This window comes from Mangrovibacter sp. MFB070 (assembly GCF_000705335.1).
GTDB lineage: Bacteria > Pseudomonadota > Gammaproteobacteria > Enterobacterales > Enterobacteriaceae > Mangrovibacter > Mangrovibacter plantisponsor.
The window spans coordinates 83000-109548 of sequence record NZ_JJMI01000053.1 but is presented as its reverse complement, the minus strand read 5'-3'; the positions used below and the strand labels follow the sequence as shown (position 1 = coordinate 109548).

21 protein-coding genes and 1 tRNA gene are annotated in these 26549 nt (G+C 49.4%); 11 read left to right on the top strand and 11 right to left on the bottom strand.

Annotated features, from left to right (window positions below):
- Positions 1-282: 282 nt before the first annotated feature.
- Entirely contained in the window at positions 283-1518 is a 1236-nt protein-coding gene (locus tag DT73_RS23600; RefSeq protein WP_036116157.1) for an Nramp family divalent metal transporter, read from the top strand.
- Between the two features lie 65 nt (positions 1519-1583).
- Here the strand turns inward: DT73_RS23600 and DT73_RS23595 are convergent, their stop codons facing one another.
- Positions 1584-1901: a DUF2502 domain-containing protein gene (locus tag DT73_RS23595; protein WP_036116155.1), complete on the bottom strand. Its 318-nt coding sequence runs from the start codon at positions 1899-1901 to the stop codon at positions 1584-1586.
- A 95-nt stretch (positions 1902-1996) separates the two neighbouring features.
- Positions 1997-3001 (bottom strand): L-glyceraldehyde 3-phosphate reductase, encoded by a 1005-nt coding sequence (gene mgrA, locus DT73_RS23590; RefSeq protein ID WP_036116137.1) that lies wholly within the window; start codon positions 2999-3001, stop codon positions 1997-1999.
- A gap of 156 nt (positions 3002-3157) precedes the next feature.
- Between mgrA and DT73_RS23585 the strand changes: the two genes are divergently transcribed.
- Positions 3158-4816 (top strand): alpha-keto acid decarboxylase family protein, encoded by a 1659-nt coding sequence (locus DT73_RS23585; protein WP_036116135.1) that lies wholly within the window; start codon positions 3158-3160, stop codon positions 4814-4816.
- Positions 4817-4820: 4 nt separating this feature from the next.
- On the opposite strand, the gene DT73_RS23580 is transcribed toward DT73_RS23585, so the two are convergent.
- Positions 4821-6056, bottom strand: coding sequence for an ion channel protein (locus DT73_RS23580; protein ID WP_036116132.1), 1236 nt, complete (start codon positions 6054-6056; stop codon positions 4821-4823).
- A 581-nt stretch (positions 6057-6637) separates the two neighbouring features.
- On the opposite strand from DT73_RS23580, the gene DT73_RS23575 reads away from it, so the two are divergent.
- Positions 6638-6937, top strand: a complete 300-nt coding sequence (locus DT73_RS23575; protein WP_036116130.1) for a hypothetical protein — start codon at positions 6638-6640, stop codon at positions 6935-6937.
- Between the two features lie 181 nt (positions 6938-7118).
- Positions 7119-8084, top strand: a complete 966-nt coding sequence (glk, locus tag DT73_RS23570; RefSeq protein WP_036116129.1) for a glucokinase — start codon at positions 7119-7121, stop codon at positions 8082-8084.
- A gap of 72 nt (positions 8085-8156) precedes the next feature.
- Here glk and DT73_RS23565 read toward each other — a convergent pair whose 3' ends face one another.
- Positions 8157-8888 carry a LytTR family DNA-binding domain-containing protein gene (locus DT73_RS23565; protein ID WP_036116127.1) on the bottom strand — a complete coding sequence of 244 codons (732 nt, stop codon included), beginning with the start codon at positions 8886-8888 and terminating at the stop codon, positions 8157-8159.
- The gene (locus DT73_RS23560) at positions 8888-10597 is read right to left on the bottom strand and encodes a sensor histidine kinase (protein WP_110025663.1); all 1710 of its coding nucleotides are present in this window, start codon (positions 10595-10597) and stop codon (positions 8888-8890) included. Before DT73_RS23560 ends, DT73_RS23565 begins: the two co-directional genes overlap by 1 nt.
- Before the next feature lie 310 nt (positions 10598-10907).
- Between DT73_RS23560 and alaC the strand changes: the two genes are divergently transcribed.
- On the top strand, positions 10908-12146 hold the full coding sequence (gene alaC, locus DT73_RS23555; RefSeq protein ID WP_036116118.1) for an alanine transaminase: 1239 nt from the start codon (positions 10908-10910) through the stop codon (positions 12144-12146).
- A 74-nt stretch (positions 12147-12220) separates the two neighbouring features.
- On the opposite strand, the gene ypdK is transcribed toward alaC, so the two are convergent.
- The gene (gene ypdK / locus DT73_RS27115; protein WP_110025758.1) at positions 12221-12295 is read right to left on the bottom strand and encodes a membrane protein YpdK; all 75 of its coding nucleotides are present in this window, start codon (positions 12293-12295) and stop codon (positions 12221-12223) included.
- Positions 12296-12805: 510 nt separating this feature from the next.
- On the opposite strand from ypdK, the gene DT73_RS23550 reads away from it, so the two are divergent.
- Entirely contained in the window at positions 12806-14752 is a 1947-nt protein-coding gene (locus DT73_RS23550; protein WP_036116116.1) for a methyl-accepting chemotaxis protein, read from the top strand.
- 246 nt (positions 14753-14998) lie between these two features.
- Positions 14999-15433, top strand: coding sequence for a helix-turn-helix domain-containing protein (locus DT73_RS23545; RefSeq protein ID WP_036116114.1), 435 nt, complete (start codon positions 14999-15001; stop codon positions 15431-15433).
- A gap of 9 nt (positions 15434-15442) precedes the next feature.
- Here the strand turns inward: DT73_RS23545 and DT73_RS23540 are convergent, their stop codons facing one another.
- From DT73_RS23540 to DT73_RS23525, 4 genes are all read right to left on the bottom strand, one after another.
- Positions 15443-16810, bottom strand: coding sequence for an L-serine ammonia-lyase (locus DT73_RS23540; RefSeq protein ID WP_036116109.1), 1368 nt, complete (start codon positions 16808-16810; stop codon positions 15443-15445).
- Between the two features lie 17 nt (positions 16811-16827).
- On the bottom strand, positions 16828-18105 hold the full coding sequence (locus DT73_RS23535; protein ID WP_036116102.1) for an HAAAP family serine/threonine permease: 1278 nt from the start codon (positions 18103-18105) through the stop codon (positions 16828-16830).
- Between the two features lie 420 nt (positions 18106-18525).
- A tRNA-Arg gene (locus DT73_RS23530) sits at positions 18526-18600 on the bottom strand.
- Positions 18601-18681: 81 nt separating this feature from the next.
- On the bottom strand, positions 18682-19599 hold the full coding sequence (locus tag DT73_RS23525) for a formate/nitrite transporter family protein (protein ID WP_036116101.1): 918 nt from the start codon (positions 19597-19599) through the stop codon (positions 18682-18684).
- 355 nt (positions 19600-19954) lie between these two features.
- On the opposite strand from DT73_RS23525, the gene mlaA reads away from it, so the two are divergent.
- On the top strand, positions 19955-20707 hold the full coding sequence (gene mlaA / locus DT73_RS23520) for a phospholipid-binding lipoprotein MlaA (RefSeq protein WP_036116100.1): 753 nt from the start codon (positions 19955-19957) through the stop codon (positions 20705-20707).
- Positions 20708-20840: 133 nt separating this feature from the next.
- Here mlaA and fadL read toward each other — a convergent pair whose 3' ends face one another.
- Positions 20841-22169: a long-chain fatty acid transporter FadL gene (gene fadL, locus DT73_RS23515; RefSeq protein ID WP_036116099.1), complete on the bottom strand. Its 1329-nt coding sequence runs from the start codon at positions 22167-22169 to the stop codon at positions 20841-20843.
- Positions 22170-22541: 372 nt separating this feature from the next.
- On the opposite strand from fadL, the gene DT73_RS23510 reads away from it, so the two are divergent.
- The 3 genes from DT73_RS23510 to fadJ all read left to right on the top strand — a co-directional run bounded on the left by DT73_RS23510 (position 22542) and on the right by fadJ (position 26526).
- The gene (locus DT73_RS23510; protein WP_036116098.1) at positions 22542-22826 is read left to right on the top strand and encodes a YfcZ/YiiS family protein; all 285 of its coding nucleotides are present in this window, start codon (positions 22542-22544) and stop codon (positions 22824-22826) included.
- Between the two features lie 236 nt (positions 22827-23062).
- The gene (gene fadI / locus DT73_RS23505) at positions 23063-24373 is read left to right on the top strand and encodes an acetyl-CoA C-acyltransferase FadI (RefSeq protein WP_036116095.1); all 1311 of its coding nucleotides are present in this window, start codon (positions 23063-23065) and stop codon (positions 24371-24373) included.
- Positions 24373-26526, top strand: coding sequence for a fatty acid oxidation complex subunit alpha FadJ (gene fadJ / locus DT73_RS23500; RefSeq protein ID WP_036116093.1), 2154 nt, complete (start codon positions 24373-24375; stop codon positions 26524-26526). The genes fadI and fadJ overlap by 1 nt, the downstream gene beginning before the upstream one ends.
- Positions 26527-26549: the final 23 nt, after the last annotated feature.

Below are 26549 nucleotides of genomic sequence, written 5' to 3'. Positions count from 1 at the left end.
ACATTATTAGGCGCTTGTTTGGTGGTAAGGCGAAATCGTGAGCTGTGATACAGAAATGTTATGTTAGGTAAAGATGATAAAAGTTGCGTATAGCAATCAAAAAATTTACATTGTGTTAACCTGCTCTCACGGTACTATTGGGTAACAGTACACGTATAACCTTCCTTTTTTCTATCGTTCCCGGCTATCACAACAATCATGATTATCACTCCAAATGAACTTGATAATCATTATCGTTTTGCTAGCATGAAACATAGCAAAGGCTATATTTAGAGGCGGATTATGACCAACAGCAGCGTACAAACAAAAGGACGGAGTGTGAGAAAGCTCAGGCTCGCCTTGCTGGGGCCTGCCTTTATAGCCGCGATTGGCTATATTGACCCGGGTAACTTTGCCACCAATATTCAGGCGGGGGCCAGTTTTGGCTACCAGTTACTGTGGGTTGTAGTCTGGGCAAACCTGATGGCGATGCTGATTCAGATTCTTTCGGCCAAACTGGGTATCGCGACGGGCAAAAACCTGGCGGAGCATATTCGTGATCATTATCCGCGCCCACTGGTTTGGTTTTGGTGGGTTCAGGCGGAAATCATCGCGATGGCCACTGACCTGGCTGAGTTTATTGGTGCCGCCATTGGCTTTAAATTGATCTTTGGGGTGTCTTTACTACAGGGGGCGGTGCTGACAGGCATTGCGACCTGGCTCATCCTGATGTTACAGCGGCGTGGCCAGAAGCCACTTGAACGTGTTATTGGCGGGTTACTGTTATTCGTTGCTGCTGCATATATAGTGGAACTTATCTTCTCTCAGCCACGCATGGCTGACCTTGCAAAAGGCATGATTATCCCGGCGCTGCCAACCGGTGAGGCAGTATTCCTCGCCGCTGGTGTGTTGGGTGCGACTATCATGCCGCATGTTATTTACCTGCATTCCTCACTGACTCAGTATCTGCATGATGGCAGTAAGCAAGAACGTTACCGTGCCACTAAATGGGATGTCGGTATTGCTATGGCAATTGCCGGGTTTGTTAACCTGGCAATGATGGCAACGGCGGCGGCGGCCTTCCATTTCAATGGGCATGCAGGTGTGGCCGATCTTGAACAGGCATATCTGACACTGCAGCCATTACTCAGCCATGGAGCAGCCACGGTATTTGGCTTAAGCCTGATTGCTGCCGGGTTATCTTCTACGGTGGTGGGAACACTGGCCGGGCAGGTGGTTATGCAGGGGTTTATCCGCTTCAGCATTCCATTATGGGTGCGGCGTGCAGTCACTATGATCCCGTCATTTGTTGTCATTCTGCTGGGTCTTGAGCCCACCCGGATTTTGGTAATGAGCCAGGTGCTGCTGAGCTTCGGTATTGCGCTGGCGCTGATTCCGTTGTTGGTATTTACCAGTGATTCGCGGCTGATGGGCGAACTGGTTAACAGCCGTAACACCAAACTGCTGGGCTGGGGGATTGTGCTGGTGGTGGTGGCATTGAATATCTGGTTGTTACTGGGCGCATTCCCGGGAATGTAAATCGGCTAAATAAAAAAGCACCCGCCAAAGTTTTGCCGGGTGCGTGTCTGGTTGTTTAGCGAAGATCAGTGGCGATGGTGTGGCGGGCCACGCCGGTCATCGCCGTCATGCCAGCCGTCCCGGTAGCCTTCTTTATAAGCCCGGCCTTTATCCCAACCACGGTGGCGCCCGTTATCATGGTGACGCCAGCGACCATCATGCCATTCATAATTACGGCGCCAGTAATCACGGTCACGCCAGTGGCCGCCATCCCAGTAGTTGCCATAGCTATCGCGGTCGCCAATTTGTAATTTAATCGCCGGCAAAAGCGTAATTTCGGCGGCGCTTGCTGCCAGCGGCACTGCCGTCATAATTGCGGCAGCAAGTATCAGTGACCTTAACATGGTTTACTCCTTCACTATCGTGACCTTCCGGTCTGATAGCTACATCATGACGGAGATTTCGCCATGAAGGGATCAGAGAAAACCTAATTTTTTGTTTATTTCAGACCATTTCCACCAAGAATAGTCTCAATATCAGCTTTTTCTTCCTCAGAAAAAGTCAGGTTATTCACGATACCCGCCGCATCATCAAGCTGACTGGTCTTACTGGCACCAATCAGCACCGAGGTCACATTTTCATTTCTGAGCACCCATGCCAGCGCCATTTGCGCCAGTTTTTGCCCCCGACGAGCAGCCAGGTCATTCAACTGACCAATAATGGCGAGTTTTTCAGGGGTAAGGTTGTCCGGAGTCAGAAAACGACTGGTGCTGGCAGCACGAGAATCTGCAGGAATGCCATTCAGGTAACGATCAGTCAGTAACCCTCCAGCCAGAGGCGAAAAGGCAATACACCCGACACCTTCTTCCCCCAGTACATCCAGCAGGCCCTGTTCCGGCGTACGTTCAAACATAGAATAACGTGGCTGATGAATAAGGCAGGGGGTTCCCATTTCCCGCAACAGCTGGCTGGCTTTACGTGCCAGCTCCGCCGGGTAATTGGAAATACCCACGTACAGTGCTTTACCCTGGCGGACAATACTGTCCAGAGCGCCCATCGTTTCTTCCAGTGGAGTATTTGGGTCCGGGCGGTGGTGGTAGAAAATATCCACATAATCCAGCCCCATCCGTTTCAGGCTCTGATTCAGGCTGGAGATAAGATACTTGCGTGAACCCCAGTCACCATAGGGGCCAGGCCACATGGTATAGCCCGCCTTGGTTGAAATAACCAGTTCATCGCGTAATGCTGCAAAATCACTGTGCAACAGAGCACCGAACTGGGTTTCAGCCGAACCTGGCGGTGGACCATAATTATTCGCTAAATCAAAATGGGTAATACCCAGGTCAAAAGCACGGCGCAGTAAGCGGCGGCAATTCTCAGGCTGGCTGTTTTCTCCAAAGTTATGCCATAACCCCAGTGAAACCAGCGGTAATTGTAAGCCACTACGCCCACAGCGACGCCAGCGCATCGTTTCATAGCGGCCTGGATTCGGTTGGTAAACCATATTGTTCCATCCTTTGTGTATACGTTTACATTCAGAAACCAGCATAACTGAAGTCATTGTAAAGCGCGCGTTCCATGACTTTTTCCGGTTTTATCCTGGACATCGATCACACATCCACAATACTTACTAAAGGTAAATGTTATAAGGATCATTACTATGCAGGGCTCTTACACTGTGGCGGATTACCTCGTTGACAGGCTCAGCGAGTGTGGTATCGCGCATATTTTTGGGGTGCCGGGCGATTATAATTTACAGTTACTTGACCATATTGTGACGCACCCACATTTAAACTGGGTGGGGTGTGCAAATGAATTAAACGCGGCTTATGCCGCAGATGGTTATGCCCGGGCGCGTGGTGCCGCCGCCCTGGTCACAACTTTTGGTGTTGGTGAGTTGAGCGCGCTGAATGGGGTTGCCGGAAGCTGTGCTGAATACTTGCCAGTGATACATATCGTGGGGGCGCCTTGCCTGAAAACGCAACGGGCCGGGGATCTGGTGCACCACACTTTAGGGGATGGTGAGTTTCAGCGCTTTCAGCGTATGTCGGCGGAAATTACCTGTAGCCAGGCGTTACTGACTCCCGAAAATGCCTGTCGGGAAATAGACCGGGTATTGCATGACATGCTCACTCAACGTAAACCCGGTTATTTGCAGTTACCTGCCGATGTTGCAAAAATTTCTGTACAACCTCCTGTAAACGTTATCACTCCAACACTGCCACCTGTACATCCTGACCAGCTTGACGCATTGCGAAATGCACTGCGCGATAAAATTCGTGGCAGCCACCGGGTTGCTTTGCTGGCCGACTTTTTGGCTCAACGCTTCGGCGCGCAACCGGTTTTGCAGGCGTGGATGGATGAGAATCCATTACCTCATGCCAGCCTGATGATGGGTAAAGGCCTGTTCGATGAAACCAACCCCGGCTTTGTTGGGCTGTATTGCGGTAAATCAAGCACTTTACGGGTGTTACATGCCATTGAAGAGGCAGACCTGGTGTTTTGTGTTGGGGTGAAGTTTATTGACACCATTACTTGTGGATTCAGCCAGAACCTTTCACAGGAACAGACCGTGGATGTTCAGCCCGATGCCGTGCGGGTTGGCGAACAGTGGTTCCATGGTATTCCCATGAGCACTACTCTGACCCTGCTGCAACAACTTTGCCGCACGGACTTGCCAAGACAACCTGTTATTCCGGCGCCTGAGCCTCGGGTTCCGCGCCAGTTAGGGCTGCTCGACCAGGATGCATTATGGCGGGTGGTGCAGGATGCACTGAAGCCAGGGGATATTATTATTGCCGATCAGGGTACGGCATCATTTGGCGCGGCGTCGTTAGTGCTGCCACATGGCGCCAAAATGGTGGTTCAGCCGTTATGGGGCTCAATTGGGTTTGCCTTACCTGCGGCATATGGTGTGCAAACCGCGTTGCCAGGGAGACGGGTGATAGTCATTATTGGTGATGGCGCGGCGCAACTCACAATTCAGGAGTTGGGTTCCATGCTACGCGATGGCCTGAAGCCCATTATCTTACTGCTCAATAACCGTGGCTATACAGTTGAACGGGCCATTCACGGTGCTGAACAGCCTTATAATGACATTGCGCAATGGAACTGGACGCACCTGCCCCAGGCAATGAGCGAATCCTGCCAGGCGCAGAGTTGGCGGGTGAGTGAAGCTGTGCAGTTGCAAAGCGTACTGGAAACCGCATCCTGTGCCAGCCGGTTATCTTTTATTGAAGTGATGTTGCCGCAAAATGATATACCGGCATTACTCAGTGCCGTTACCACTTCCCTCGAACAACGCAATAATCAGGGTTAATTATTTATTCGCGTTTACGGCGGTCTGCTGTCATTAACGGTCTCCCGGCCAGCATCAGCCAGGCCGGGAGTGTAACCACACACAGTAGTGGTAACAGGCGTAAATCAGGCACCACTGCGGCGGCAATGAACAGGCTCAGCCAGCCATCACGGGTAACAACCAGCATAATTCCCAGAACAGAGCAGGATAAGGTTACCGCGAGAGGCACGGCCGGGACATGCTGGTGGAGCATTAGCCCCAAAGCAATGCCGACAAAAATGGCCGGGAAAATACGCCCGCCACGAAAACCACAGGCAGCGGCAACAACCAGTGCCAGAAGTTTTACGATAACAAAGAGCAGGTAGTCTGATACGGTAAACTTCCCGGCAAAGAGCGCAGTTACTTCACGCAGCCCACTGAAGAGCGTAATGTCGCCACCAATTACCCCCAGCAAACCTAATACAAACCCCCCGGCGGTCAGCATCAGAATTGGGTTATTTACCTGGCGCATCAGGTAGTGCAATTTAGGAAACCCCCACACCGCCATCATGCCTAAAGCAATCGCAATGATGGCCACTACACTGCCGCTTATCAGGTCAATAAAATGCAGCCCTGGGTAAGGGGCCAGAGGAATGATAAACAGTGGGCCTGACATCAGTTGAGTGCAGACGGCACCGGTGGCTGCTGCTAACAAAGGTGCAAACAGGCGGTCCCATAGTGGCGCTTCATTACCGGCATTGAGTGTCTGAGCAAAGATCAGTGCTGCGGCAACAGGCGCACCAAACAGCGCACCAACTGTTCCGGCAGCCGCCAGAATCGTCCAGTCGAATGCACTGACTTTTGGCAGCACGCGTGCGCCCAGAGCAACCGTTAGCGCAATATTAACAGACATAATAGGGTGCTCAGGCCCAAGGCTGACACCACCAGCCAGGCCTAGCAGCATTGCCAGCAGTAAGCCTGGCAAGGCAGCGATAGTGATGGGTGGGCTTATCAACGGCTCCAGTGCAGGATCCGGCCCGCCTTCACCAGGCATATAGCGAATGATGAGCCCCACAGCCAGGCCAGTAAGTGTTAATACACTCAGCATCCAAAACGGCGCATCCCCGGATGTACCCATACTTTGTGGTAGCACAATCCACAGGAATTTTTCCATCACCCAGGAGACATTCAAAACCAGGTGCAATACCAGACTGGTGGCAATACCAATCAGGATGGCGGGGCAGGAAAGAACCAGGAGCGTTCGGGCTCGCGGATGCAGCATAAGTAAAATCCTTACATAAAAAGTCTGGCAGACTGCCCCAGGCTGATTGCTAAGCACACTGAGTCAATAAACTGAAACGGTAAACTGATTCTCAGATACTGCAAAGGAAATTTCTTAAATTTTAATTAAATCAAACTCGTGAATGGCTGGACAGGTAGCTGTACCAGTAGTGGCGCAGGTGCCAGTCTCCCGGGTATCTGTAAAACCATAAAGTAGTTAACTTTAGCACTAACCAGGGGACTGGGGGCAGGAGCAGCAAAAATATCGTTTTTTCACAGGCAAAAAAATCCCCCAAAATAAAGGGGGATAAAATTACTCATTTCAGGCAGTGAAAGTCAGGGTTTGACCATATAAAAACCAAAATCTTGTACTCATTTGCCTCATCGAAAATATACAAAAAATAGATTCAGCCACACAAGGTAATATTATTAATAGTTGGTTTTATTAAATGTAATATCTCTATTTCTTTTTGAATTTCAATGAAATTATCAAATTTGGTTATTTATGATGTTTGACGAATTTAATTTTAACAGGCAAATATGTCATTTACAGGGTAATTAGAAAACTGCCGGGAGGGACGGGTGAATAAAGCTGGCTTTATTCTGCTGGGGGTAATTATTTTAGGCTGGCGAGTAAATGCCAGTATTGAACAAGCGCGTATTGATACGTTACTGGAAACAGAAGACAGCCTGGTTATGGTGTGTTCGGCTTTGGGGGAAGGGGTGTGGCTTGCCGACTCATTGCTACAAAATGAAACCGTGGCTGTAAGAGAGGCAGCCGCCCGGCAGGCGAACATTATGACGCACATTGCCCTGGGTACCTGCCAGGGGCGGGCAGAAGATGAATTTTCACGTTGCCAGTCCAGTGGCTGTGGCTGGTAGCCCTGTACTGACCGCTCGCTCCCGCTACACGAAATAGCGGTATCTGGCCGCAGGATGAATGAGATTATGTGATATGGCTCAATAATCACACCCCGGGTATGCTATGTTGTTTGTTGATATCACTGACTTGATTTTACTCTGTTATCAGGAATTTTTCTGACTTAAGTGGAGCGAATGGCAAATGACAAAATATGCTTTGGTGGGAGATGTTGGGGGCACCAATGCGCGGTTAGCTTTGTGTGATGTCGCTACAGGTGAAATCTCGCAGGCAAAAACTTATTCGGGGCTGGATTACCCCGGTATTGAATCGGTCATTAAAGTGTACCTGAAGGAACATAATGTCAGTGTCACGGATGGCTGTATCGCCATCGCCTGCCCGATTAATGGTGACTGGGTGGCTATGACCAACCATTCATGGGCTTTTTCTATTGAAGAAGTTAAAACCAGTCTGGGGTTTGACCACCTTGAAATCATCAATGATTTCACTGCCGTGTCGATGGCGATTCCGGTGCTTAAACCTGAACATCTGATTCAGTTTGGCGGCGATAAGCCAGTCGAGAACAAACCTATAGCGGTTTATGGGGCCGGCACCGGGTTAGGCGTGGCGCATTTGGTCCATGTGGACAAACGCTGGGTGAGTTTGCCGGGTGAAGGCGGGCATGTAGATTACGCCCCCAATAGTGAAGAAGAAGGCATTATTCTTGAGCACCTGCGCGAAGAACTGGGTCATGTATCTGCTGAGCGCGTGTTATCCGGGCCGGGTCTGGTTAACCTCTACCGGGCTATTGTGAAAGCAGATGGCCGGTTGCCAGAAAACTTACAACCCAAAGATGTCACGGAAAAGGCACTGGATGACAGTTGTACTGATTGCCGCCGCGCATTGTCACTATTTTGTGTGATTATGGGCCGTTTCGGTGGCAACCTGGCGCTAAATCTGGGGACCTTTGGTGGGGTGTACATCGCCGGAGGCATTGTGCCGCGTTTCCTCGATTTCTTTAAAGCTTCAGGCTTTCGTGGTGGTTTTGAAGACAAAGGGCGGTTTAAATCTTACGTTGAAGATATTCCGGTCTATTTGATTGTTCATGACCAGCCCGGCTTATTAGGTGCCGGTGCCTATTTGCGCCAGACTCTGGGGCAAATCATCTGATTTTATGCAGGCTGGCAAGCGTGGTGCCTGCGCTTGTTGGCCTGCATCTTCTTTTGGGCACATTTCTGAACGCTACAGGCGCATTAACTGCCGGAACTCTTTAACTTTACTGCGGCTGACCGGGACTTCGAAGTCGAGGTCACGCAGGCGTAAAATATAGGTATTGTTAAACCAGGGCTCTATTTCGCGGATTTTGTTCAGGTTGACACAATAAGAGCGGTGGCAGCGGAAAAAGTAGCTTTCTGGCAGGCGGCTACAAAATTCTGTGATATTCATTGGCATCACGTAGGATTCACGCCGGGTGTAGACAAACGTCATTTTCTCGTGGGCTTCTGCATAATAAATATCGTTGATATCCGTAACGATAATGCGCTCGTCTTTAATCAAATTAATGGTGATATTCTCACGCACTGCTGTACTGGCTGGCGGGGATGTATTGCGCTGCTGCCCGGCTGCTTCCAGTTTTTGCAACATCCCAATAATACGTGATTCCTGGTAGGGCTTGAGAATATAGTCGAAGGCCTCCAGCTCAAAAGCTTCGACGGCATGCTCTTTCCAGGCTGTGATAAAAATAATAAAAGGCTTGTTGGCAAATTTACTGATGTTTTGGGCCAGCAACACGCCATCCAGTGAAGGTATGTTGATATCCAAAAAAATAGCGTCAACATCATGGTGTTGCAGGTATTTTAGTACATCGAGGCCATCTTCAAAGGTTGCGACAACCTCAACTTTACTGTGTTCTTTGATGAGCCAGCTCAGTTCCTGCTGTGCCAGTACTTCATCTTCAACAATGATAGCTTTCATTACGTCCTCTCCACCTGGCCAATACCCACAGATGCAGGCAACGAGGTGATACCGCTATTCACATAAAACGCAATTTCAGTGCCTGGCTCCAGGCGGCGAATTTGCAACCCTTCACCATAGAGCAATTTTACCCGGTGGTGCACATTCAGTAAGCCAATTTTATTGCCGGGCATTTCATTTGCTTCTACCCGGTCAATAACTGCCTGATCAATACCATTACCGGTATCACGCACGGCGATACGTACCCGGTTACCCTGCTCAATGATACTGATAGTAACCACGCCTTTCCCGCGGCAGGGCTGAATACCATGCACAATGGCGTTTTCTACCAACGGCTGAATTAACAGACTGGGAATGCGGCATTCGACTTCTTCGTCAATATCATAGATAACCGTTAGTTTGTCGCCAAACCTGGCCTGTTCAATAGCGATATAGTCCTTGATTTGGTACAACTCTTTTTTAATATCAATCAGTTCGTCATCCGTCAATTCCAGGTTATACCGCAGGTAACGGGACAAGTTAATAATTAACTGGCGGGCGGTATCCGGATTCAGACGAATTGATGACGAAATGGCATTAAGTGCATTGAATAAGAAATGCGGGTTAATTTTACTCTGCAATGCGCGCAGTTCCGCTTTATTTGCCATTTCGCGTAATTGTTCAGCGCGAGAGACTTCCAGTTGTGTTGAAATAATTTGTGATAAACCAATCGCCATTTCCTGTAATGACGAAGTGATTTGGTGAGCATGGCAGTAATAGATTTTCAGCGTGCCGGTTACAATTCCTTTTTCCCATAAAGGGATAACCAGCATAGAGTGAATCTCTGGTGTACGGTAAGCTTCATCATTGTTTTTTATTATGATTTTTCCATAACGCATTGCCTGCCGTGTGGTTGGGCTTATCTGGTCATCATGTTCGTGGTAGTTATTTTCCCCTACGCCAACATAAGCCAGTACCTGCTCTTTATTGGTGATGGCAACTGCATCGGCATTAATATCTGTCCGGATTATTTCACACACTTTCCGCAATGATGCTTCATTCACATGACGGAACAACGGCAGTGTCTTGTTGGCAATTTCCAGTGCCAGTTTTGCCTGGCGTGCGGCAACAGCCTCTTTTTCCCCTTCGACGCTTTGTACCAATAACACAATAAAGCCGATACAGACATTCCCCAAAATCATTGGGATGCCTATTTTGGAGACAATATCCAGCCCTAAAGATACGGATGGAGCCCATAAGACCACCAGGATCATTGTCAGTGTTTCGCACAGCATTCCCCCCAGAATACCGATACGCCAGTGATTTTTCTTGGGGAAACGCACATTGATCCAACTGGAAATCAACCCGGCAAGAATACTGGTCACCAGGCAGGGAACGGAGGTAATTCCACCAATATCAATAAGGTAACGGTGAACGCCGGCAATAACACCGGTAATTATCCCCACCCAGGGGCCAAAGAGTAAACCACCAGACATGACTGCAATAATTCGCACATTCACCAGCGAGCCTTCGACAGGAACTCCGGACCAGGTACTGAACAGAGCAAACATCGAAAACAGTGCTGTCAGTGCCAGGCGCTCTTTCGGGGTGTGGGCTGTTTTATGCAATAACTCGCGGAATAAACGCAGGCGAATCAGAAAAAACAGGCAGATAAGCATTAGTGCTGCCCGGTCGAAAACCGCCAGCAACATAGTGAATATTTCGTGCACGTAAAAATCCGGAATCCAGCAGGGGAAGACCTCATGATAAAAAACCTGGCCGGGAATAACCAGTGCAGGAGGGATGCGTTAAGTTTATGCCGCATAAATTCAGGTCATTATGCTTGTTATCTGGTTTTATAACCTGAATATTTGCTTAATTCAGAGTTATATATAATGCGTGGCGAATGTTGAACAGACAAACAGTGTTTTTTTCTGTGATATATCGACAAGCCAGCAAGAGAAGCGCACTGTAAAAAGGTCGCATCAGCGGCAACGTCGCTCGGACGGTCCGGGCGCTGACGTCACTTCAGAGGATACTATGGCTGATTTCAGTCCAAAACGCCGTTTTGCGCGTATCGACAGACTCCCCCCTTACGTTTTTAACATTACTGCTGAACTGAAAATGGCTGCGCGTCGGCGTGGTGAAGATATTATCGATTTCAGTATGGGGAACCCTGATGGCGCAACCCCTGCACATATTGTTGAAAAATTATGCACGGTAGCGCAACGCCCTGATACGCACGGGTATTCCACTTCAAAAGGGATACCCCGTTTACGTCGTGCAATTTCGCGCTGGTACCAGGACAGATACCAGGTGGATATTGACCCGGAAACAGAAGCGATTGTGACTATTGGGTCGAAAGAGGGCCTGGCGCACTTAATGATGGCAACACTGGATCTGGGTGATACGGTGCTGGTGCCAAACCCGAGCTATCCCATTCATATTTATGGTGCGGTTATTGCCGGGGCGCAGGTGCGTTCAGTACCACTGGTTGAAGGCGTTGATTTCTTCAATGAACTGGAGCGTGCGATTCGGGAAAGCTACCCTAAACCGAAGATGATTATCCTCGGCTTTCCTTCCAACCCCACAGCACAATGTGTTGAGCTGGATTTCTTCGAGAAAGTGGTGGCTCTGGCACGCCGTTACGATGTTCTGGTTGTGCACGATCTGGCCTATGCCGATATTGTTTATGACGGCTGGAAAGCACCATCAATAATGCAGGTGCCTGGAGCCCGGGAAGTTGCTGTGGAATTTTTCACACTCTCCAAAAGCTACAATATGGCGGGTTGGCGTATTGGTTTTATGGTTGGCAATCCAGAATTGGTACATGCACTGGCACGAATTAAAAGTTACCACGACTACGGCACCTTTACTCCTCTTCAGGTAGCAGCCATTGCAGCCCTTGAGGGTGATCAGACGTGTGTGCATGAGATTGCCGAAGAATATAAGCGCCGCCGCGATGTACTGGTGAAAGGCCTGCATGAAGCCGGGTGGATGGTAGAGTGCCCGAAGGCATCCATGTATGTCTGGGCAAAAATCCCTGAGCCTTATGCCGGGATGGGGTCGCTGGAATTTGCTAAAAAATTACTGGCAGATGCCAAAGTGTGTGTATCGCCAGGTATTGGTTTTGGTGACTATGGCGATACCCATGTGCGTTTTGCCTTGATTGAAAATAGTGACAGGATTCGCCAGGCGGTGCGTGGCATTAAAGCAATGTTTCGTGCCGATGGCCTGTTGCCTTCTTCCCGGCACCCGGCGGCTGAAGGCGAAAAATAAGCGTTCATTTTCCACATAAACAAAAAAGGCGCTGAGGCGCCTTTTTCTGTTTTACGTAACACACATTGAGAGTGTTATTCCACCATCAGGACAAAGGTTCCGGCCCACACCAGGATGATGACTGAAATTCCCATAAAAAAGTATTTCACAATTGACACTCCGCGTAGTTGTAACGCTAAACAACGTTATTAAAACGTTCTGGTAAAAGTATAAAAGGCTCTCGTTGCCAGACTGAATAATGAGACTTTTCTTGTTGGTTCTGTTTGCTGTCTTTGGCGAAAAAGTTTCAGTATGGCCTGCCATTCGCGAGTAATGTACTGCGTAAAATAGAGGGGAGCAAGCACGGTTTGGTTGTTTTTTGTACACTTGAAGTGGTTGTGCAAAAATATAAAAAAATAGATATTTATCAGTATATTAAGTGTTACTGATTGGCGACACTTTTTAGTTTTGTTACGTGACTAACCGTTTTTTTACGTGAGTGCCACACCCCCGGGTTAATAATGGCGTTATCAGGCATTTGCCTGGTCTGCTTCGGGCATTTGCCTGGTTGAAGTGGATTCAGCGCACAATCCATTAACTCTTTTTAAGTATCACTAAATAATCCGTTGTAGTGACCGATAACTGAGCTATTAGCGCAAAAAAAACACACAGGGGCGAGTATGAGCTTGGTCAGCGGATTAAAAAATATAAGAATTTCAAGGAAATTATATGCCGGGTTTGGTTTGGTATTGCTGCTGGTGGCTATCGCTTCTGCCCTCAGCGTGATGCGCTTTCGGGATATCACTAATATCTACGATAAAACAAATCTCATCTACAACATTAATATTGAGGTTTTCCAGGCAAAAATTAACCGCCTGAAGTATTTCTATTCAGGTGATGATAAAACCCTGGATATTATGGCGAAATTTGTTACTCATGCCCGGGAATTAGTTCAGGAAGCTAAAGGCCGCCATTGGTCAGAAAAAGAAGCCGCAATGGTGGATGACCTTGGGGCACAGTTGCAGGGTTTTCAGGATAATATTACCCAGATGGGGCAGGCAACGCAGTCCTTGCGCTCGGTAAAACAACAATTAGATGATTACAATGCAAAAGATATGACGGGCGAATTTGCTCAACTGATTCGTACCCCCGTCAGTAATACTCAGGATGCCTACACCATTTATGATTTCTTGTTACTGACAGGCAGTGTGAATGACCAGGCGCTGTCATTACGCCTGAGTGGCACTGAAAGCGCCCGGGCCAAACTGGAGCAAACCTGGAAGCAGGCTGGTGAGAAGTACCAGCAATTATCCGGAGTACTGACACCAGAACAACTTGCGCCTTTCACCCGTTTATGGAAAAGCACCAGTGATTATAAAGCGGTGAATGATAACTATCTCGCGGCATTTAATGGCCTGAAAGCTGCGGAAGATAATGTGAAAACATCCGGTGATAAAAGCAGTGCCATCGTTAAACAGCTTATTGCGTCTGTCAAAGTTCAAAACGATAAACTGGCATACGGCTCAGCCAGTACTACCCTGGTCATTGGGCTTATCGCTATTTTGATTGGCATTTTCGTCACCTGGTATATTACCCGGCAGATAACGCGCCCGGTTGTACATAACCTGTCATTGGCTCAGCGTATTGCCAGCGGGGATCTCAGTGCGACAATTCAGCCTGGCAGTAATGATGAACTGGGTAAACTGACCAGCGCTATGGGGCAAATGAATACGCGCCTGCGCACCATGATAAGTGAAGTGCGTAATAGTGTGTTGTCTGTGACACGTTCGGCCAGTGCCATTGCTGAAGGCAATACTGATTTGTCTGCCCGCACGGAACAGCAGTCTGCTGCAGTAGTAGAAACGGCTGCCAGTATGGAACAACTGACCTCAACAGTACGTAATAACGCCGACAACGCCCGCCATGCCAGCCAGATTGCCGCTGAGGCGACAACTAATGCCGTGCAGGGTGGGGAAGTGGTGCGCAATGTCGTCAGCACTATGGCGGATATCTCCTCCAGCTCGAAGAAAATTTCGGATATCACTGCGGTGATCAACAGTATTGCGTTCCAGACCAACATTCTGGCGTTGAATGCGGCAGTTGAAGCCGCCCGGGCTGGTGAACAGGGCCGTGGGTTTGCGGTGGTGGCCAGTGAAGTGCGTAGCCTCTCTCAGCGTAGTTCTCAGGCGGCAAAAGATATTGCCACACTGATTGATGAATCGGTCAGCCGCATTAATACCGGCAGTTCGCTGGTGGCGAAGGCCGGGGATAACATGGAGCAGATCGTTACATCGGTACGCCGTGTGAATGACATCATTAGCGAAATTTCCTCTGCTTCTGAAGAGCAAAGCCGTGGGATTGCCCAGATTGCTCAGGCAATTTCCGAGCTGGATACCACCACGCAGCAGAATGCCTCTTTGGTGATGGAGTCATCCAGTGCTGCCAATGCACTGGAAGAGCAGGCGGTTCTGCTGGAGCAACTGGTGGCAAGTTTCCGCCTTGGGGAAACGAATGAGCCAGCCCATTCTCATGCATTGCCTGGCCGGAGCGCAAATCGTCTGCCATCGCCGGGAAATATCCGCCCCGAAACGGCGCACACTAATGACGAGGGTTGGACAACGTTCTGATAAGCATTAAACCTGATTAAGACAGGGTAGTAAGGAAATTATTACTGCCCTGTCCGTTTCTATTAAGGAAATTCTGTATTCCTCCTCACATCCCGAATGAGCCTGGCTTCTGGACGCCAGCATAATCTGCTATTGTCACTCCCTGATATTTATTTTTTGCTTTTCATCCGGCCACTGGCGGCTTGGTAATTCTGTGAAAGTTCCTATTAAACAGATGGAAAGCCCGGTATTACCCAGAAGGCATCAATGAAATTTACAACCCTGTCAGACGATGAAGTGGTGGCTGAACTATGCCGCCGTATCAAGGAAACCCGTATTTCTCAACGCCTGTCGCAAATTGAGCTTGCCAGTCGCGCGCAAGTAGGGATTGCGACAATTAAGCGTGTGGAGCAGGGGGGAGCTGTCACGCTGACCACGTTGATAGGGATTCTGCGGGCACTGGACCGGCTTCACCAACTGGAGTCCGTCCTGTTCGATTCAGAGGTACGCGGGTTTAATGCTGAACTGCATCCTGCTGAGGCTCGCCCGCCACAACGCATCCGCAAAAAAACCGCCACAGTGGCTGAGCCCGATATGCCCGGCAAAGAAAAGGATGGTGGGAAAAAAATGAATGAGTGGTATGCGACAGCCATGGAGAATAGTGTCGTCTGGCCGGTGCACTGGCCAGACGAAAAGAAATAACCTTGTGGTTTATGCCTCGCAAAGGGCAACTTTTATTGCCAGCCCGCCGAGGGCTGTTTCCCGGTATTTGGCATTCATGTCTTTACCGGTTTCGTACATGGTTTCGATAACTTTATCCAGCGACACGCGGGGAACACTGGTGCGCAGCATTGCCATGCTGGCGGCATTAATCGCTTTTACCGCAGCAATGGCGTTACGCTCAATACAGGGAACCTGCACCTGACCCGCAACCGGGTCGCAGGTAAGCCCAAGGTTATGCTCCATACCTATTTCCGCGGCATTACAAACTTTTTCCGGGCTGCCACCCAGTAATTCGGCAAGACCGGCAGAGGCCATAGAGCAGGCAACACCGATTTCCCCCTGGCAACCTACTTCTGCACCAGAAATTGACGCATTCATTTTGTACAAGATCCCGACTGCGCCAGCGGCCAGAAAATAACGCAGCGTGAGTTCCGGGGTGAGTGGCTGAATAAAGTGATCGTAGTACGCCAGAACGGCCGGGATAATGCCACAGGCCCCATTGGTTGGTGCCGTAACAACACGTCCACCGGCGGCATTTTCCTCTCCCACCGCCATGGCGAACATATTCACCCAGTCCATTGCCCTGATAGCATCCGGGCGGATACTTTCGCCGGGAGACAATACACGGTGTAAGGCCGAAGCACGGCGAGGTACGCGCAGAGGCCCGGGCAATACACCTTCAGTACGTATTCCCCGCTCTATCGCCTGGCGCATGGTATCCCACAACTGTGTCACCCGTTCTTCCACGGCAGCACGCCCGTATAATGCACTTTCGTTTTGCATCATAACGGCGGAAATCGACAGACCATTGGTATGGCAGGTTTCCAGTAAATTGTTTGCTGAGTAAAACGGAAATGGCACGACTACTTCATCCCGTTGTTGCTGGCCAAACTCCGCTTCACTGACCACAAAACCACCGCCCACGGAGTACCAGGTTTTGTGATACAACCGGTGCGGGCCATCCCATGCAGTGAATGTCAGCCCATTTTCGTGCAGTGGCAGGCGGCGGTCATGAAAATTGAGCACCAGTTCCGGGGTAAACTGCATACCCGTTTTGTCTGAAACTGGCAGTTTGCCTGTTTCATTCACTCCACGAATAAATACCGGAATGGCATCAATATCCACGGTTTCTGGTTTATTCCCGGCAAGCCCCATAATGATGGCGATATCCGTATGGTGACCTTTCCCTGTCAGAGATAAAGACCCATAAATATCGACCTCTATCTTGCGTGTCAGCGGCATTAAATCTTGTTCGATTATTTCATCAATAAACAAGTTGCCTGCTACCATTGGCCCAACGGTGTGGGAGCTTGAAGGGCCAATACCAGGTTTGAATATACTGAAAATACTGATCATAAGGGGCCTCCAGCCAGTTATTTCACCAGGTCAAACAGAATGGCCGACATCGCAATCAGCCCAACCAGTACAACGAAAATATTCGACAGTTTCCCACTGTATTTACGCATTGCCGGCACTTTATGAATGGCATACATCGGCATCAGAAACAGCAACATGGCAATAACTGGCCCACCCAGTGTTTCTATCATGCCTAAAATACTGGGGTTCAGAGTGGCAACTGCCCAGGTACTCAGCAGCATAAACAGAGCAGTAAAACGGGATAAGCGTGTTGGTTCAATAGTGCGGCCACGGCTGCGTAATTGTTTAATTACCAGGCCATTAAAGCCTTCACTGGCACCAATATAATGGCCCAGAAAAGATTTGGTGATGGCGACAAATGCAATAATCGGTGCAGACCAGGCAATCAACGGGTTATTAAAATGGTTCGCCAGGTAAGATAGGATCGAAATATTCTGTGCTTTAGCTTGTGCCAGGTTTTCCGGGCTAAGACTAAGTACACAGCTGAACACAAAAAACATCACGGTGATGACCATCATAATATGTGCACAGCAAAGAATTTTGGCACATTTACTCTCAGCCTGATCACCATATTCTTCACGCTTGGCAACGGCAAAAGCGGAGATAATCGGCGAATGGTTAAATGAGAACACCATAACGGGAATCGCCAGCCACATAGTCATCCATAAACCATGCCCGGAAACACTGGATGTCATGCTATGGAAAATGGCTCCGTTCCAGCCTGGAACCAGGTAGAGGGCCAGTACCATCAAGGTTGCCACAAACGGGAATACCAGAATACTCATAGCACGAACAATAAACTTCTCCCCCAGGCGCACAATAGTCATTAACCCTATGATTAATATCAGGGCAAGCAGGGCACGCGGTGGTGAAGGTAAGTGAAGTTGGTGAACAATAAAGCTGTCTACCGTATTAGTGATGGCGACACTATAAACTAATAAAATAGGATAAATAGCAAAGAAATACAGTAGAGTGATAATTTTCCCGGCACCACAACCAAAATGCTCTTCAACGACTTCGGTGATATCTTCACCCGGTTTTTTACCGGATAAAACAAAACGACACAAACCACGGTGAGCAAAGAATGTCATTGGGAAAGCAAGTAATGCCATAAATATCAGTGGGAGAAGCCCACCGATACCGGCATTAATCGGCAGGAACAACACACCTGCACCAATTGCTGTGCCATATAATCCGAGCATCCAGATAGTGTCTGTTTTCCGCCAGGCCCTGTTTTTATCTGTATAAATTGTCGCCGTTTGAATTGTATCCATAATAATCCTCAGTGGATATTAATTATCCAATTTTTATAAGGTAAAGAAAAAAGATGTACTTCGTTTTTATGGCGGCAAATTTATAGTATTGCTGCGTGGTGGTTAATGTGGGGGATCACATTATCCTGTATTGAAAAAAAATTTTAAAGGATGAAAAATGATGCGTTAAAAAAATGGAGGGTTAAGGGATGAATCTTAATGCCTAATATAGATGCAGTAAGAAAGTAATTACCGGTTAAATAACGAATATCTTATAATAAAGCACAATGTATGCGCAGGATCAATATACTATTCCTGAGTAGTATGCCAGACGAATATTGTTGTTATGAAAAGAGCAAAAGCTAAGGGCGAGTATTGTGCTCTGGTGCTTATACATGCACTTGTAGCTGTTCAGACTATGAGCAGAGCAAGAAGGATAACTGGCGTCCCCAGCAGGAATCGAACCTGCAACTAGCCCTTAGGAGGGGCTCGTTATATCCATTTAACTATGGGGACGGGCGGCAGTAGTATACCCGTTTTCGCCGCCACGTTAAGCGCTTAGCGGTTTGTTTGCTTAATAACTCGCCACTAAGCGGCTCAGCGTCGGGGTTTTTTAAATCTCCATGGCTCTTTGCCCCGAGGGTGTTTGGCCGGTATTGCCGCGCGGTCGTTGCGAATTTGTACATGGCTTAGCAGGGCAAAAATAAAGGTACCACCCAGTATGTTTCCGGCCAGTGTGGGCAGGGCAAACGGCCAGAAAAAGTCGTGCCAGGGAATCACATCGCGCATGGCAAGGTAGAGAATTTCCACTGAACCCACCACAATATGCGCGGTATGGCTTAAGGCCATCAGCCATGTCATCAAAATAATCACCACAATTTTGGCTGAACCGGCGGCGGGTAACATCCATACCATGGTTGCGATAATCCAGCCTGCCAGCATAGCGCTGGCCAGCATCTCTCCTGGGGATTTATGCATAATCTCCAGGCCAGAAGCGAGGAAGGCTTCCTGGGTGGGAGCGTCAAAACCGGGCATAACAGAAAACGTAAAGGCGACCACCACTGTACCAATTAAATTCCCGGCAAGGACAACCCCCCACAAGCGTAACAGCAGCAAAATATTACTGCGGGTGGGCAGTTGCATCACGGGTAAAACAGCAGTAACGGTATTTTCAGTAAACAATTGCTGGCGGGCTAAAATAACAATCATAAAGCCGAAGGAATAACCAAGGTTTTCCAGTAAAAAATGCCCCGGGATCCCTTCCAGATAGCGGGTGAATAATCCCCTTGCCAGAAAAGAAGCTCCCATGGATAAACCTGCGGCAACGCCAGACCAGAACAAAGCCAGCGGCTCCCGCTCCAGCTCTTTTTCCCCTTCCTGGCGAATACTTTCATGGGTTGCCATCGCCCGGGACGGCAGGTCTGCTTCATCCACCACAATATCTGAACCACTCGCCCGTTCTTTGCTGTCTACCTGTAAACGGTCGTCATCAGGTTGGGAAGGCTTATCCTGCATCGTTGTTACTCCCTGCAAAACGTTCAGAATATAAGCGTAGTGGCTGCGTCTGAATGGCGCAAAAATGCAGATTAATCGGACTAAACACAGCACCCGGTGCGTAGACTTAATAAGTAAGGATGTTACAATCGCAACATATTTTCATTCTGGTAACAGCAAAAAAACATGCCCGGAGTGCGAATCACGGCTGTTATATCCGTATAAAAAAAGTAATCAGTGTGGTTTTTTGCGGCTTTACTTTTCCGTAATCCCGGTATGATTTTTCTTATACGGCTACTATTAATGCAACAACCAGAATCCTTGGCCCAACACTGCCACCTTATAAGTGGTTGCGCTATTTAACAGGGAGACACCTATGAATTTTCGCCTGACCAGCCTGGCGATGGCGGTTACGGTTCTGGCCGGGTGCGCCAGCCATCCTGATGAACAGGGGCGCTCAGATCCTCTGGAAGGTTTCAACCGCACGATGTTTACCTTCAACTATGATGTGCTGGATCCTTATGTGGTTCGTCCTGTCGCTGTTGCCTGGCGTGATTATGTCCCGCAACCTGCCCGTAATGGTTTAAGCAACTTCACCAGCAACCTTGAAGAACCGGCTACTATGGTGAACTACTTCCTGCAGGGCGACCCGTATAAAGGCTTCGTGCATTTTACGCGTTTCTTCCTGAATACCTTGTTGGGGATGGGCGGGTTTATGGATGTGGCGGGTATGGCTAACCCCAAACTCCAGCGCGAAGTACCGCACCGCTTCGGGAGCACCCTTGGGCATTACGGCATGGGCTACGGGCCATATGTAGAACTGCCTTTCTATGGGAGCTTTACCATACGTGAAGATGGCGGGCAGTTTGTTGATGACCTGTACCCGGTGCTTTCATGGCTGACCTGGCCGATGTCTATTGGTAAATGGACTATTGAAGGTATTGAAACCCGCGCGCAGTTACTGGATTCCGACGGCCTGTTGCGCCAGTCCAGCGACCCTTACGTGATGGTGCGTGAAGCCTACTTCCAGCGTTATGACTTTATTGCCCGTGGCGGCAAACTGAAGCCTGAAGTGAACCCGAATGCCGCCGCTATTCAGGATGACCTGAAAGATATCGACTCACAATAATTGCTGGCCGGGGTGTTTGCCGTGGTTGATAGTAGTTTGAATAACGAGCCAAATCGCTATATACAAATAGCTATATAAAAGAAAAAAGGGTGAGCCAGTGCTCACCCTTTCTCGTTATATCAGGGCTGGTAAATCAGAAACGGTAGTTGAAGTTAGCGCCATACAGCCAGGCCTTACCATCAGATTCAAACTTGTAAGGGCCTTCCTCAATAGTAACGTGCTGACCGTGCATGTAAGATACGCCAACATCCACAGATGCATCCGGTGTGATGGCATAAGTTGCCCCTGCGCTCAGCCACAAACGGTCCTGGTCAGGAATGGAGATGGAACGGGTTGAGGCTGGTACCGGGCTGTCATCGAAGGCGATACCGGTACGCAGTGTCCAGCTATCATCCAGATAGTAGGTTGTCCCCAGAGCAATACGCCACGCATCTTTGAACTTTTCATCTTTCTGGAACAGAACGCCGCCGTCGTTACCCGTTGCTTTCAGCTCCTGGAACTGGCTCCAACTGGTATATGTCAGGCTGTAGTGAACCGCCCATTTCGGTGCAACACGGTTATACCCTGATAACTCCCACATTTCTGGCAGGTTTAGTGTTAAAGAACCATCGACAGTTTGCCCGTTGGTTCCGGCGGGTAAGCCCATACCAGCATAGATAGCCTGCAGGTTACTGGGCAGTGCGCTGGACGGCGGCAGAGAGCTTTTATAGTTGCCGTCGAAGTCAATTTTAACTTCAGAGCGGTATGTAAAGCCGTAGCGGTTGTTTTTATCCAGCTCGTACAAAATACCGGCGTTCCAGCCAAAGCCCCAGGCATCCCCTTTCAGGTGAGCAATCTGGGTATCTGCCGGAACGTTTAAATACTGTGCGTAAGCCGGGTATTGTGCTGCAGCCATCAGGCCCGCATCCCCGGCATAACGTTCAATTTTTGCTTTGGCAAATACGGCGTCAAACCCTAAGCCAAAACTCCAGTGCTGGTTCAGGCGGTAGGCACCGCTTAAATTCAGGTTAAGGGTTTCCAGGTCTGTTTTACCGCCCATAGTACCAGCGGCATAATCATTACTGTATTCGGTCGCGAGACCATAATTGGAAGTAATGGATGCCCCCCAACCGAACTGGTCATTGATTGGTGCGACAAAATGGAAATTGGGCACCCAGGCTGTCGGCGCGATGTTTTTGGCATCAAGGCTCTGGCCGCTGGGAGACTTACCAGAAATATCAACGCCCGGATCAACAAACACAGCGCCCAAAGACATCGCCGGGCGATCAAACAGCATGATAGTTGCCGGGTTACGGCTGGCGGACCCTGCGTTGTCGCCAATGGCGCCTTCACCGGAATATGCCCGGCCAAGGCCAGAAGAAGAAAATTCATTTAACTGAAAGCCTGCTGACCAGGCCTGAGTTGATACGACAGCCACTGCAATTGCAAGAGCACATTTGGTAAAACGGGGTTTCTGACTCATACCCAAAACCTCATTCTCATCAATTATTGTTATTCAAACAATGTTACATATGGTAACAGGAGCGCGAAGTGTAGGGTCTGACGATGTACAGAGAAATCAGACCAGTGGCGAGAGTATAGGTCTGACCAGTAACTATGTTGCAAGTTTGTTTATAATATTTTTCAAATATGTTTAATAAAACGCGAGCTCCATAGCAAAAAACAGGGCAGATTCCGTCAAGTGAATAACTCTGGTTTGTTTTGCATCAAAATGATGTGTGATTTTAATCACTATCAGTAACCAAAGCATACAAGCACTGGAGGTGTGCTCCCGGGCCTCATAAACTATAAACAGTGTTTCAGTTTCCTCAGGCCAAAGCGAAAGGAGAGTGTAATGAGCCAGAATAAAGCGCAAGAAACGCCAGTATGTTGCTGTGTTGATGTGGGCACAATTATGGACAACACCGATTCTGTTGCCACGTGGAGCCGGGTTTTTGACTCCAAAGCAGAAGCTGAGCAGATGCGTGAAAGCCTGGAGGCCAAAGCGCGTGCAGTGGAATCGGAACCTTGCCAGATAACCTCATCCATGCAAGATGAAGCCGGTGGTGTTCGGCTGGATATGCAGTTTGTATTTAGCTGCCAGGCTGAATCACTCATTTTCCAGCTTGGTTTACGTTAAGCCGCGGGTTTGCCGAAAACGGGGGGGCCGTTATTTTCGGTGGCGAATACCTTAATTACGCCTGTCTGCACACTACCTCCGGGTAGTGTGCACATTCCTCGCGAGTTGCCCTCCAGTGCAATTTCGTGTTTTGCCTCGCACTTTTCCCTTATTGCAGTTGGCGTAGTGTAAAAATTTGGTTAAAACTTTTATCAGGTCAGACCACTTTGCGCTAATTATTCTATTCGGGGAGCCTTATGAAACAGCCGCTGCCACTGGTTACACGCCAGGGGGATCGTATTGCATTTATTGCCGGGTTAAGAACACCGTTCGCACGCCAGGCTACTGCGTTTCATGGTATACCCGCTGTTGATCTGGGAAAAATGGTGGTGAGTGAACTACTCACTCGCAATGAAATAGACCCGCAACTGGTTCAACAGTTGGTATTCGGCCAGGTTGTACAAATGCCGGAAGCACCCAATATCGCCCGGGAAATTGTCCTGGGAACCGGGATGTCAGTTCATACGGATGCATACAGCGTAAGCCGCGCCTGTGCCACCAGTTTCCAGGCCGTTGCTAATATCGCCGAAAGTATTATGGTTGGCACCATTCATACTGGTGTTGCGGGCGGGGCGGATTCATCTTCTGTTCTGCCCATAGGGGTGAGCCGTAAGCTGGCAAAAACGTTGGTTGATATCACGAAAACGCGTTCAGTCGCGCAACGCCTTAAGCTTTTTTCCCGCCTGCGCCTGCGTGACCTGATGCCTGTCCCTCCTGCTGTTGCGGAATACTCCACTGGCTTACGCATGGGGGACACCGCGGAACAAATGGCCAAAACGCACAGTATTTCACGTGAAGATCAGGATGCCCTGGCTTACCGTTCACACCAGCTTGCCGCGCTTGCCTGGCAGGAGGGCAAGTTGAATGATGAGGTCATGACCGCCTTTATTCCTCCTTATAAAGCCGCTTTTCACCAGGATAATAATATTCGCCCGGAAACCTCTCTGGCAGATTATGCCCGCCTGCGCCCGGCCTTTGATCGCAAACATGGCAGTGTTACTGCAGCAAACAGCACGCCGCTGACTGACGGTGCCTCGGCTGTCATTATGATGGCGGAGTCACAGGCGAAATCACTGGGTTTACAACCATTAGGCTACCTGCGCAGCTATGCGTTTACCGCAATTGATGTCTGGCAGGACATGTTGCTGGGGCCTGCCTGGTCCACGCCGCTGGCACTCTCCAGGGCAGGAATAACACTTGCCGACCTGACACTGTTTGATATGCACGAAGCCTTTGCCGCACAAACATTGACGAACCTGAAGTGCCTCGCCAGCGATAAATTTTGCCGGGAAGTGCTGGGGCAGAGTGGGGCAACCGGCGAGGTCGATATGGACAAATTTAATGTGCTGGGCGGTTCGCTGGCCTACGGGCACCCCTTTGCAGCAACAGGCACACGAATGATTACGCAGACACTCAATGAATTACGCCGTCGTGGCGGTGGGCTTGGGCTGGTCACGGCCTGTGCAGCGGGTGGGCTTGGTGCGGCAATGGTACTGGAGAGCGAATAATGGAACAGATTTCCGCATTTAACCTGGTGGTGGGCCCGGACAATATTGCCATTGTGACTATTGATGTCCCGGGCGAAAAAATGAATACCCTGCGGGCGGAGTTTGTTAATGAAGTAAAAAATTTGCTGAGTGAACTGAACACACTGAATGAACTGGAAGGTGTGGTGCTGGTTTCCGGTAAACCAGATAACTTTGTTGCCGGGGCAGATATTCGCATGATTGAAGCCTGCCAGACCGCCGGGGAGGCCAGTCAGTTGGCCCGAGCCGGGCAGCAAGTCATGGCGGAATTAAGTAGCTTACGAGTTCCTGTTGTTGCGGCTATTCATGGCGCCTGCCTTGGCGGTGGCCTGGAGCTGGCGCTGGCCTGCCACAGCCGGGTATGTTCAGATTCCTCGCAAACCCAGTTAGGCTTGCCTGAAGTGCAATTAGGTTTATTGCCGGGGTCAGGAGGTACACAACGCCTGCCGCGCCTGATAGGGCTGCCAGGCGCACTGGACATGATCCTGACAGGGAAATCGTTGCGCCCACGGCAGGCCAAAAAATGTGGCCTGGTTGATGATGTCGTCCCGCAAAGTATTTTGTTGGCAACGGCGGTTTCCCTGGCAAAAAAAGGCCCACAACCCGCACAACTGCTACCGTTGAAAACTCGTTTGTTAACGGGGAAGCTGGCACGAACGCTTATTTTTAATACTGCCCGTAAAAAGACCCTGGCAAAGACTCAGGGCAACTACCCGGCAGCAGAGCGCATTCTTGATGTGATGGAAACCGGCTTATCTTCTGGCATGGCGAACGGCCTTGCTGCGGAAGCACAGGCATTTGGTGAGCTGGCAATGACGCCTGAATCGGCGGCACTGCGCAGCCTGTTTTTTGCCAGCACTGATTTGAAAAAAGACCCGGGGAGCGCCACTCCACCAGTCAGCGTTAAGCGAGTGGGGATATTGGGTGGTGGGTTGATGGGCGGCGGTATTGCCAGTGTGAGCGCAACTAAAGCCGGGCTGCCGGTGCGCATTAAAGATATCAATGACAAAGGTATTAACCACGCTCTGCAATATGCCTGGTCGATGCTGGATAAAAAAGTCCGCCGTCGCCACCTGACGGCTTCCGAGCGTAATCTGCAAATGGCACGTATTTCCGGTGGCACCGATTACCGTGGCTTTGGCCAGTGTCAGTTGGTGATTGAGGCAGTATTTGAAGATTTGGCACTGAAGCAAAAAATGGTCAGTGAAATCGAAGAACACTGTGCACCAGGCACTATCTTTGCCTCAAATACATCGTCATTACCCATCGCAGAGATAGCCCGGGAGGCAGGTGCGCCGGGTAGGGTTATCGGGCTACACTATTTCAGCCCGGTAGATAAAATGCCGTTGGTGGAAGTTATCCCTCATGCTGGTACAGATGCGGAAGTGGTTTCCACTGTGGTAGCCCTGGCCAAAAAACAGGGAAAAACGCCGATAGTTGTGGGCGACTGCGCCGGGTTTTATGTGAACCGTATTCTCGCCCCTTATATTAACGAAGCGATACGTTGCCTGGCTGAGGGTGAGCCCATCGAACATATTGATAATGCCCTGGTTAAAAAAGGGTTTCCTGTTGGACCACTACAGTTGCTGGACGAAGTGGGTATTGATATCGGCACGAAAATTATGCCGGTTCTGGAAGCCGCTTATGGTGAGCGTTTTGCCGCACCGCAATCTGCGGTTAGCGCAATTTTAGGTGATGACCGCAAAGGGCGTAAAAATGGACGGGGTTTCTACCTGTATCAGGCGAAACACAAAAATCCATTTAAAGCTAATAAAAAACAACCAGATACATCTATTTATTCTGTGCTGGGGGTAACGCCACGGGTGAATAAACCGGGTGAAGAAATAGCGCAGCGCTGTCTGTTTTTGATGCTGAATGAAGCTGCCCGTTGCCTGGATGAGAACGTGCTGCGTTCTGCGCGTGATGGTGATATTGGCGCGGTGTTTGGTATCGGTTTTCCGCCTTTTCTTGGTGGGCCATTTCGCTACATGGACAGCCTTGGGGCAAGTGAAGTCGTCAGCCGTCTGACTCAGCTTGCTGAACGCTATGGTGAAAGGTTTACGCCGTGTGGGCTTTTGCAACAAATGGCAAAAGATGGTGAGTTTTTTTGGCGAAAAAATGAACCTGTCCAGTGACAGAGAACTCTAAGTTTTTGTAA

Excerpts from the sequence above, each read along its gene's own strand:
- DT73_RS23600 (WP_036116157.1), top strand. The coding sequence starts at position 283 with ATGACCAACAGCAGCGTACAAACAAAAGGACGGAGTGTGAGAAAGCTC.
- DT73_RS23595 (WP_036116155.1), bottom strand. The coding sequence starts at position 1,901 with ATGTTAAGGTCACTGATACTTGCTGCCGCAATTATGACGGCAGTGCCG.
- mgrA (WP_036116137.1), bottom strand. The coding sequence starts at position 3,001 with ATGGTTTACCAACCGAATCCAGGCCGCTATGAAACGATGCGCTGGCGT.
- DT73_RS23585 (WP_036116135.1), top strand. The coding sequence starts at position 3,158 with ATGCAGGGCTCTTACACTGTGGCGGATTACCTCGTTGACAGGCTCAGC.
- DT73_RS23580 (WP_036116132.1), bottom strand. The coding sequence starts at position 6,056 with ATGCTGCATCCGCGAGCCCGAACGCTCCTGGTTCTTTCCTGCCCCGCC.
- glk (WP_036116129.1), top strand. The coding sequence starts at position 7,119 with ATGACAAAATATGCTTTGGTGGGAGATGTTGGGGGCACCAATGCGCGG.
- DT73_RS23565 (WP_036116127.1), bottom strand. The coding sequence starts at position 8,888 with ATGAAAGCTATCATTGTTGAAGATGAAGTACTGGCACAGCAGGAACTG.
- alaC (WP_036116118.1), top strand. The coding sequence starts at position 10,908 with ATGGCTGATTTCAGTCCAAAACGCCGTTTTGCGCGTATCGACAGACTC.
- DT73_RS23550 (WP_036116116.1), top strand. The coding sequence starts at position 12,806 with ATGAGCTTGGTCAGCGGATTAAAAAATATAAGAATTTCAAGGAAATTA.
- DT73_RS23545 (WP_036116114.1), top strand. The coding sequence starts at position 14,999 with ATGAAATTTACAACCCTGTCAGACGATGAAGTGGTGGCTGAACTATGC.
- DT73_RS23540 (WP_036116109.1), bottom strand. The coding sequence starts at position 16,810 with ATGATCAGTATTTTCAGTATATTCAAACCTGGTATTGGCCCTTCAAGC.
- DT73_RS23535 (WP_036116102.1), bottom strand. The coding sequence starts at position 18,105 with ATGGATACAATTCAAACGGCGACAATTTATACAGATAAAAACAGGGCC.
- DT73_RS23525 (WP_036116101.1), bottom strand. The coding sequence starts at position 19,599 with ATGCAGGATAAGCCTTCCCAACCTGATGACGACCGTTTACAGGTAGAC.
- mlaA (WP_036116100.1), top strand. The coding sequence starts at position 19,955 with ATGAATTTTCGCCTGACCAGCCTGGCGATGGCGGTTACGGTTCTGGCC.
- fadL (WP_036116099.1), bottom strand. The coding sequence starts at position 22,169 with ATGAGTCAGAAACCCCGTTTTACCAAATGTGCTCTTGCAATTGCAGTG.
- DT73_RS23510 (WP_036116098.1), top strand. The coding sequence starts at position 22,542 with ATGAGCCAGAATAAAGCGCAAGAAACGCCAGTATGTTGCTGTGTTGAT.
- fadI (WP_036116095.1), top strand. The coding sequence starts at position 23,063 with ATGAAACAGCCGCTGCCACTGGTTACACGCCAGGGGGATCGTATTGCA.
- fadJ (WP_036116093.1), top strand. The coding sequence starts at position 24,373 with ATGGAACAGATTTCCGCATTTAACCTGGTGGTGGGCCCGGACAATATT.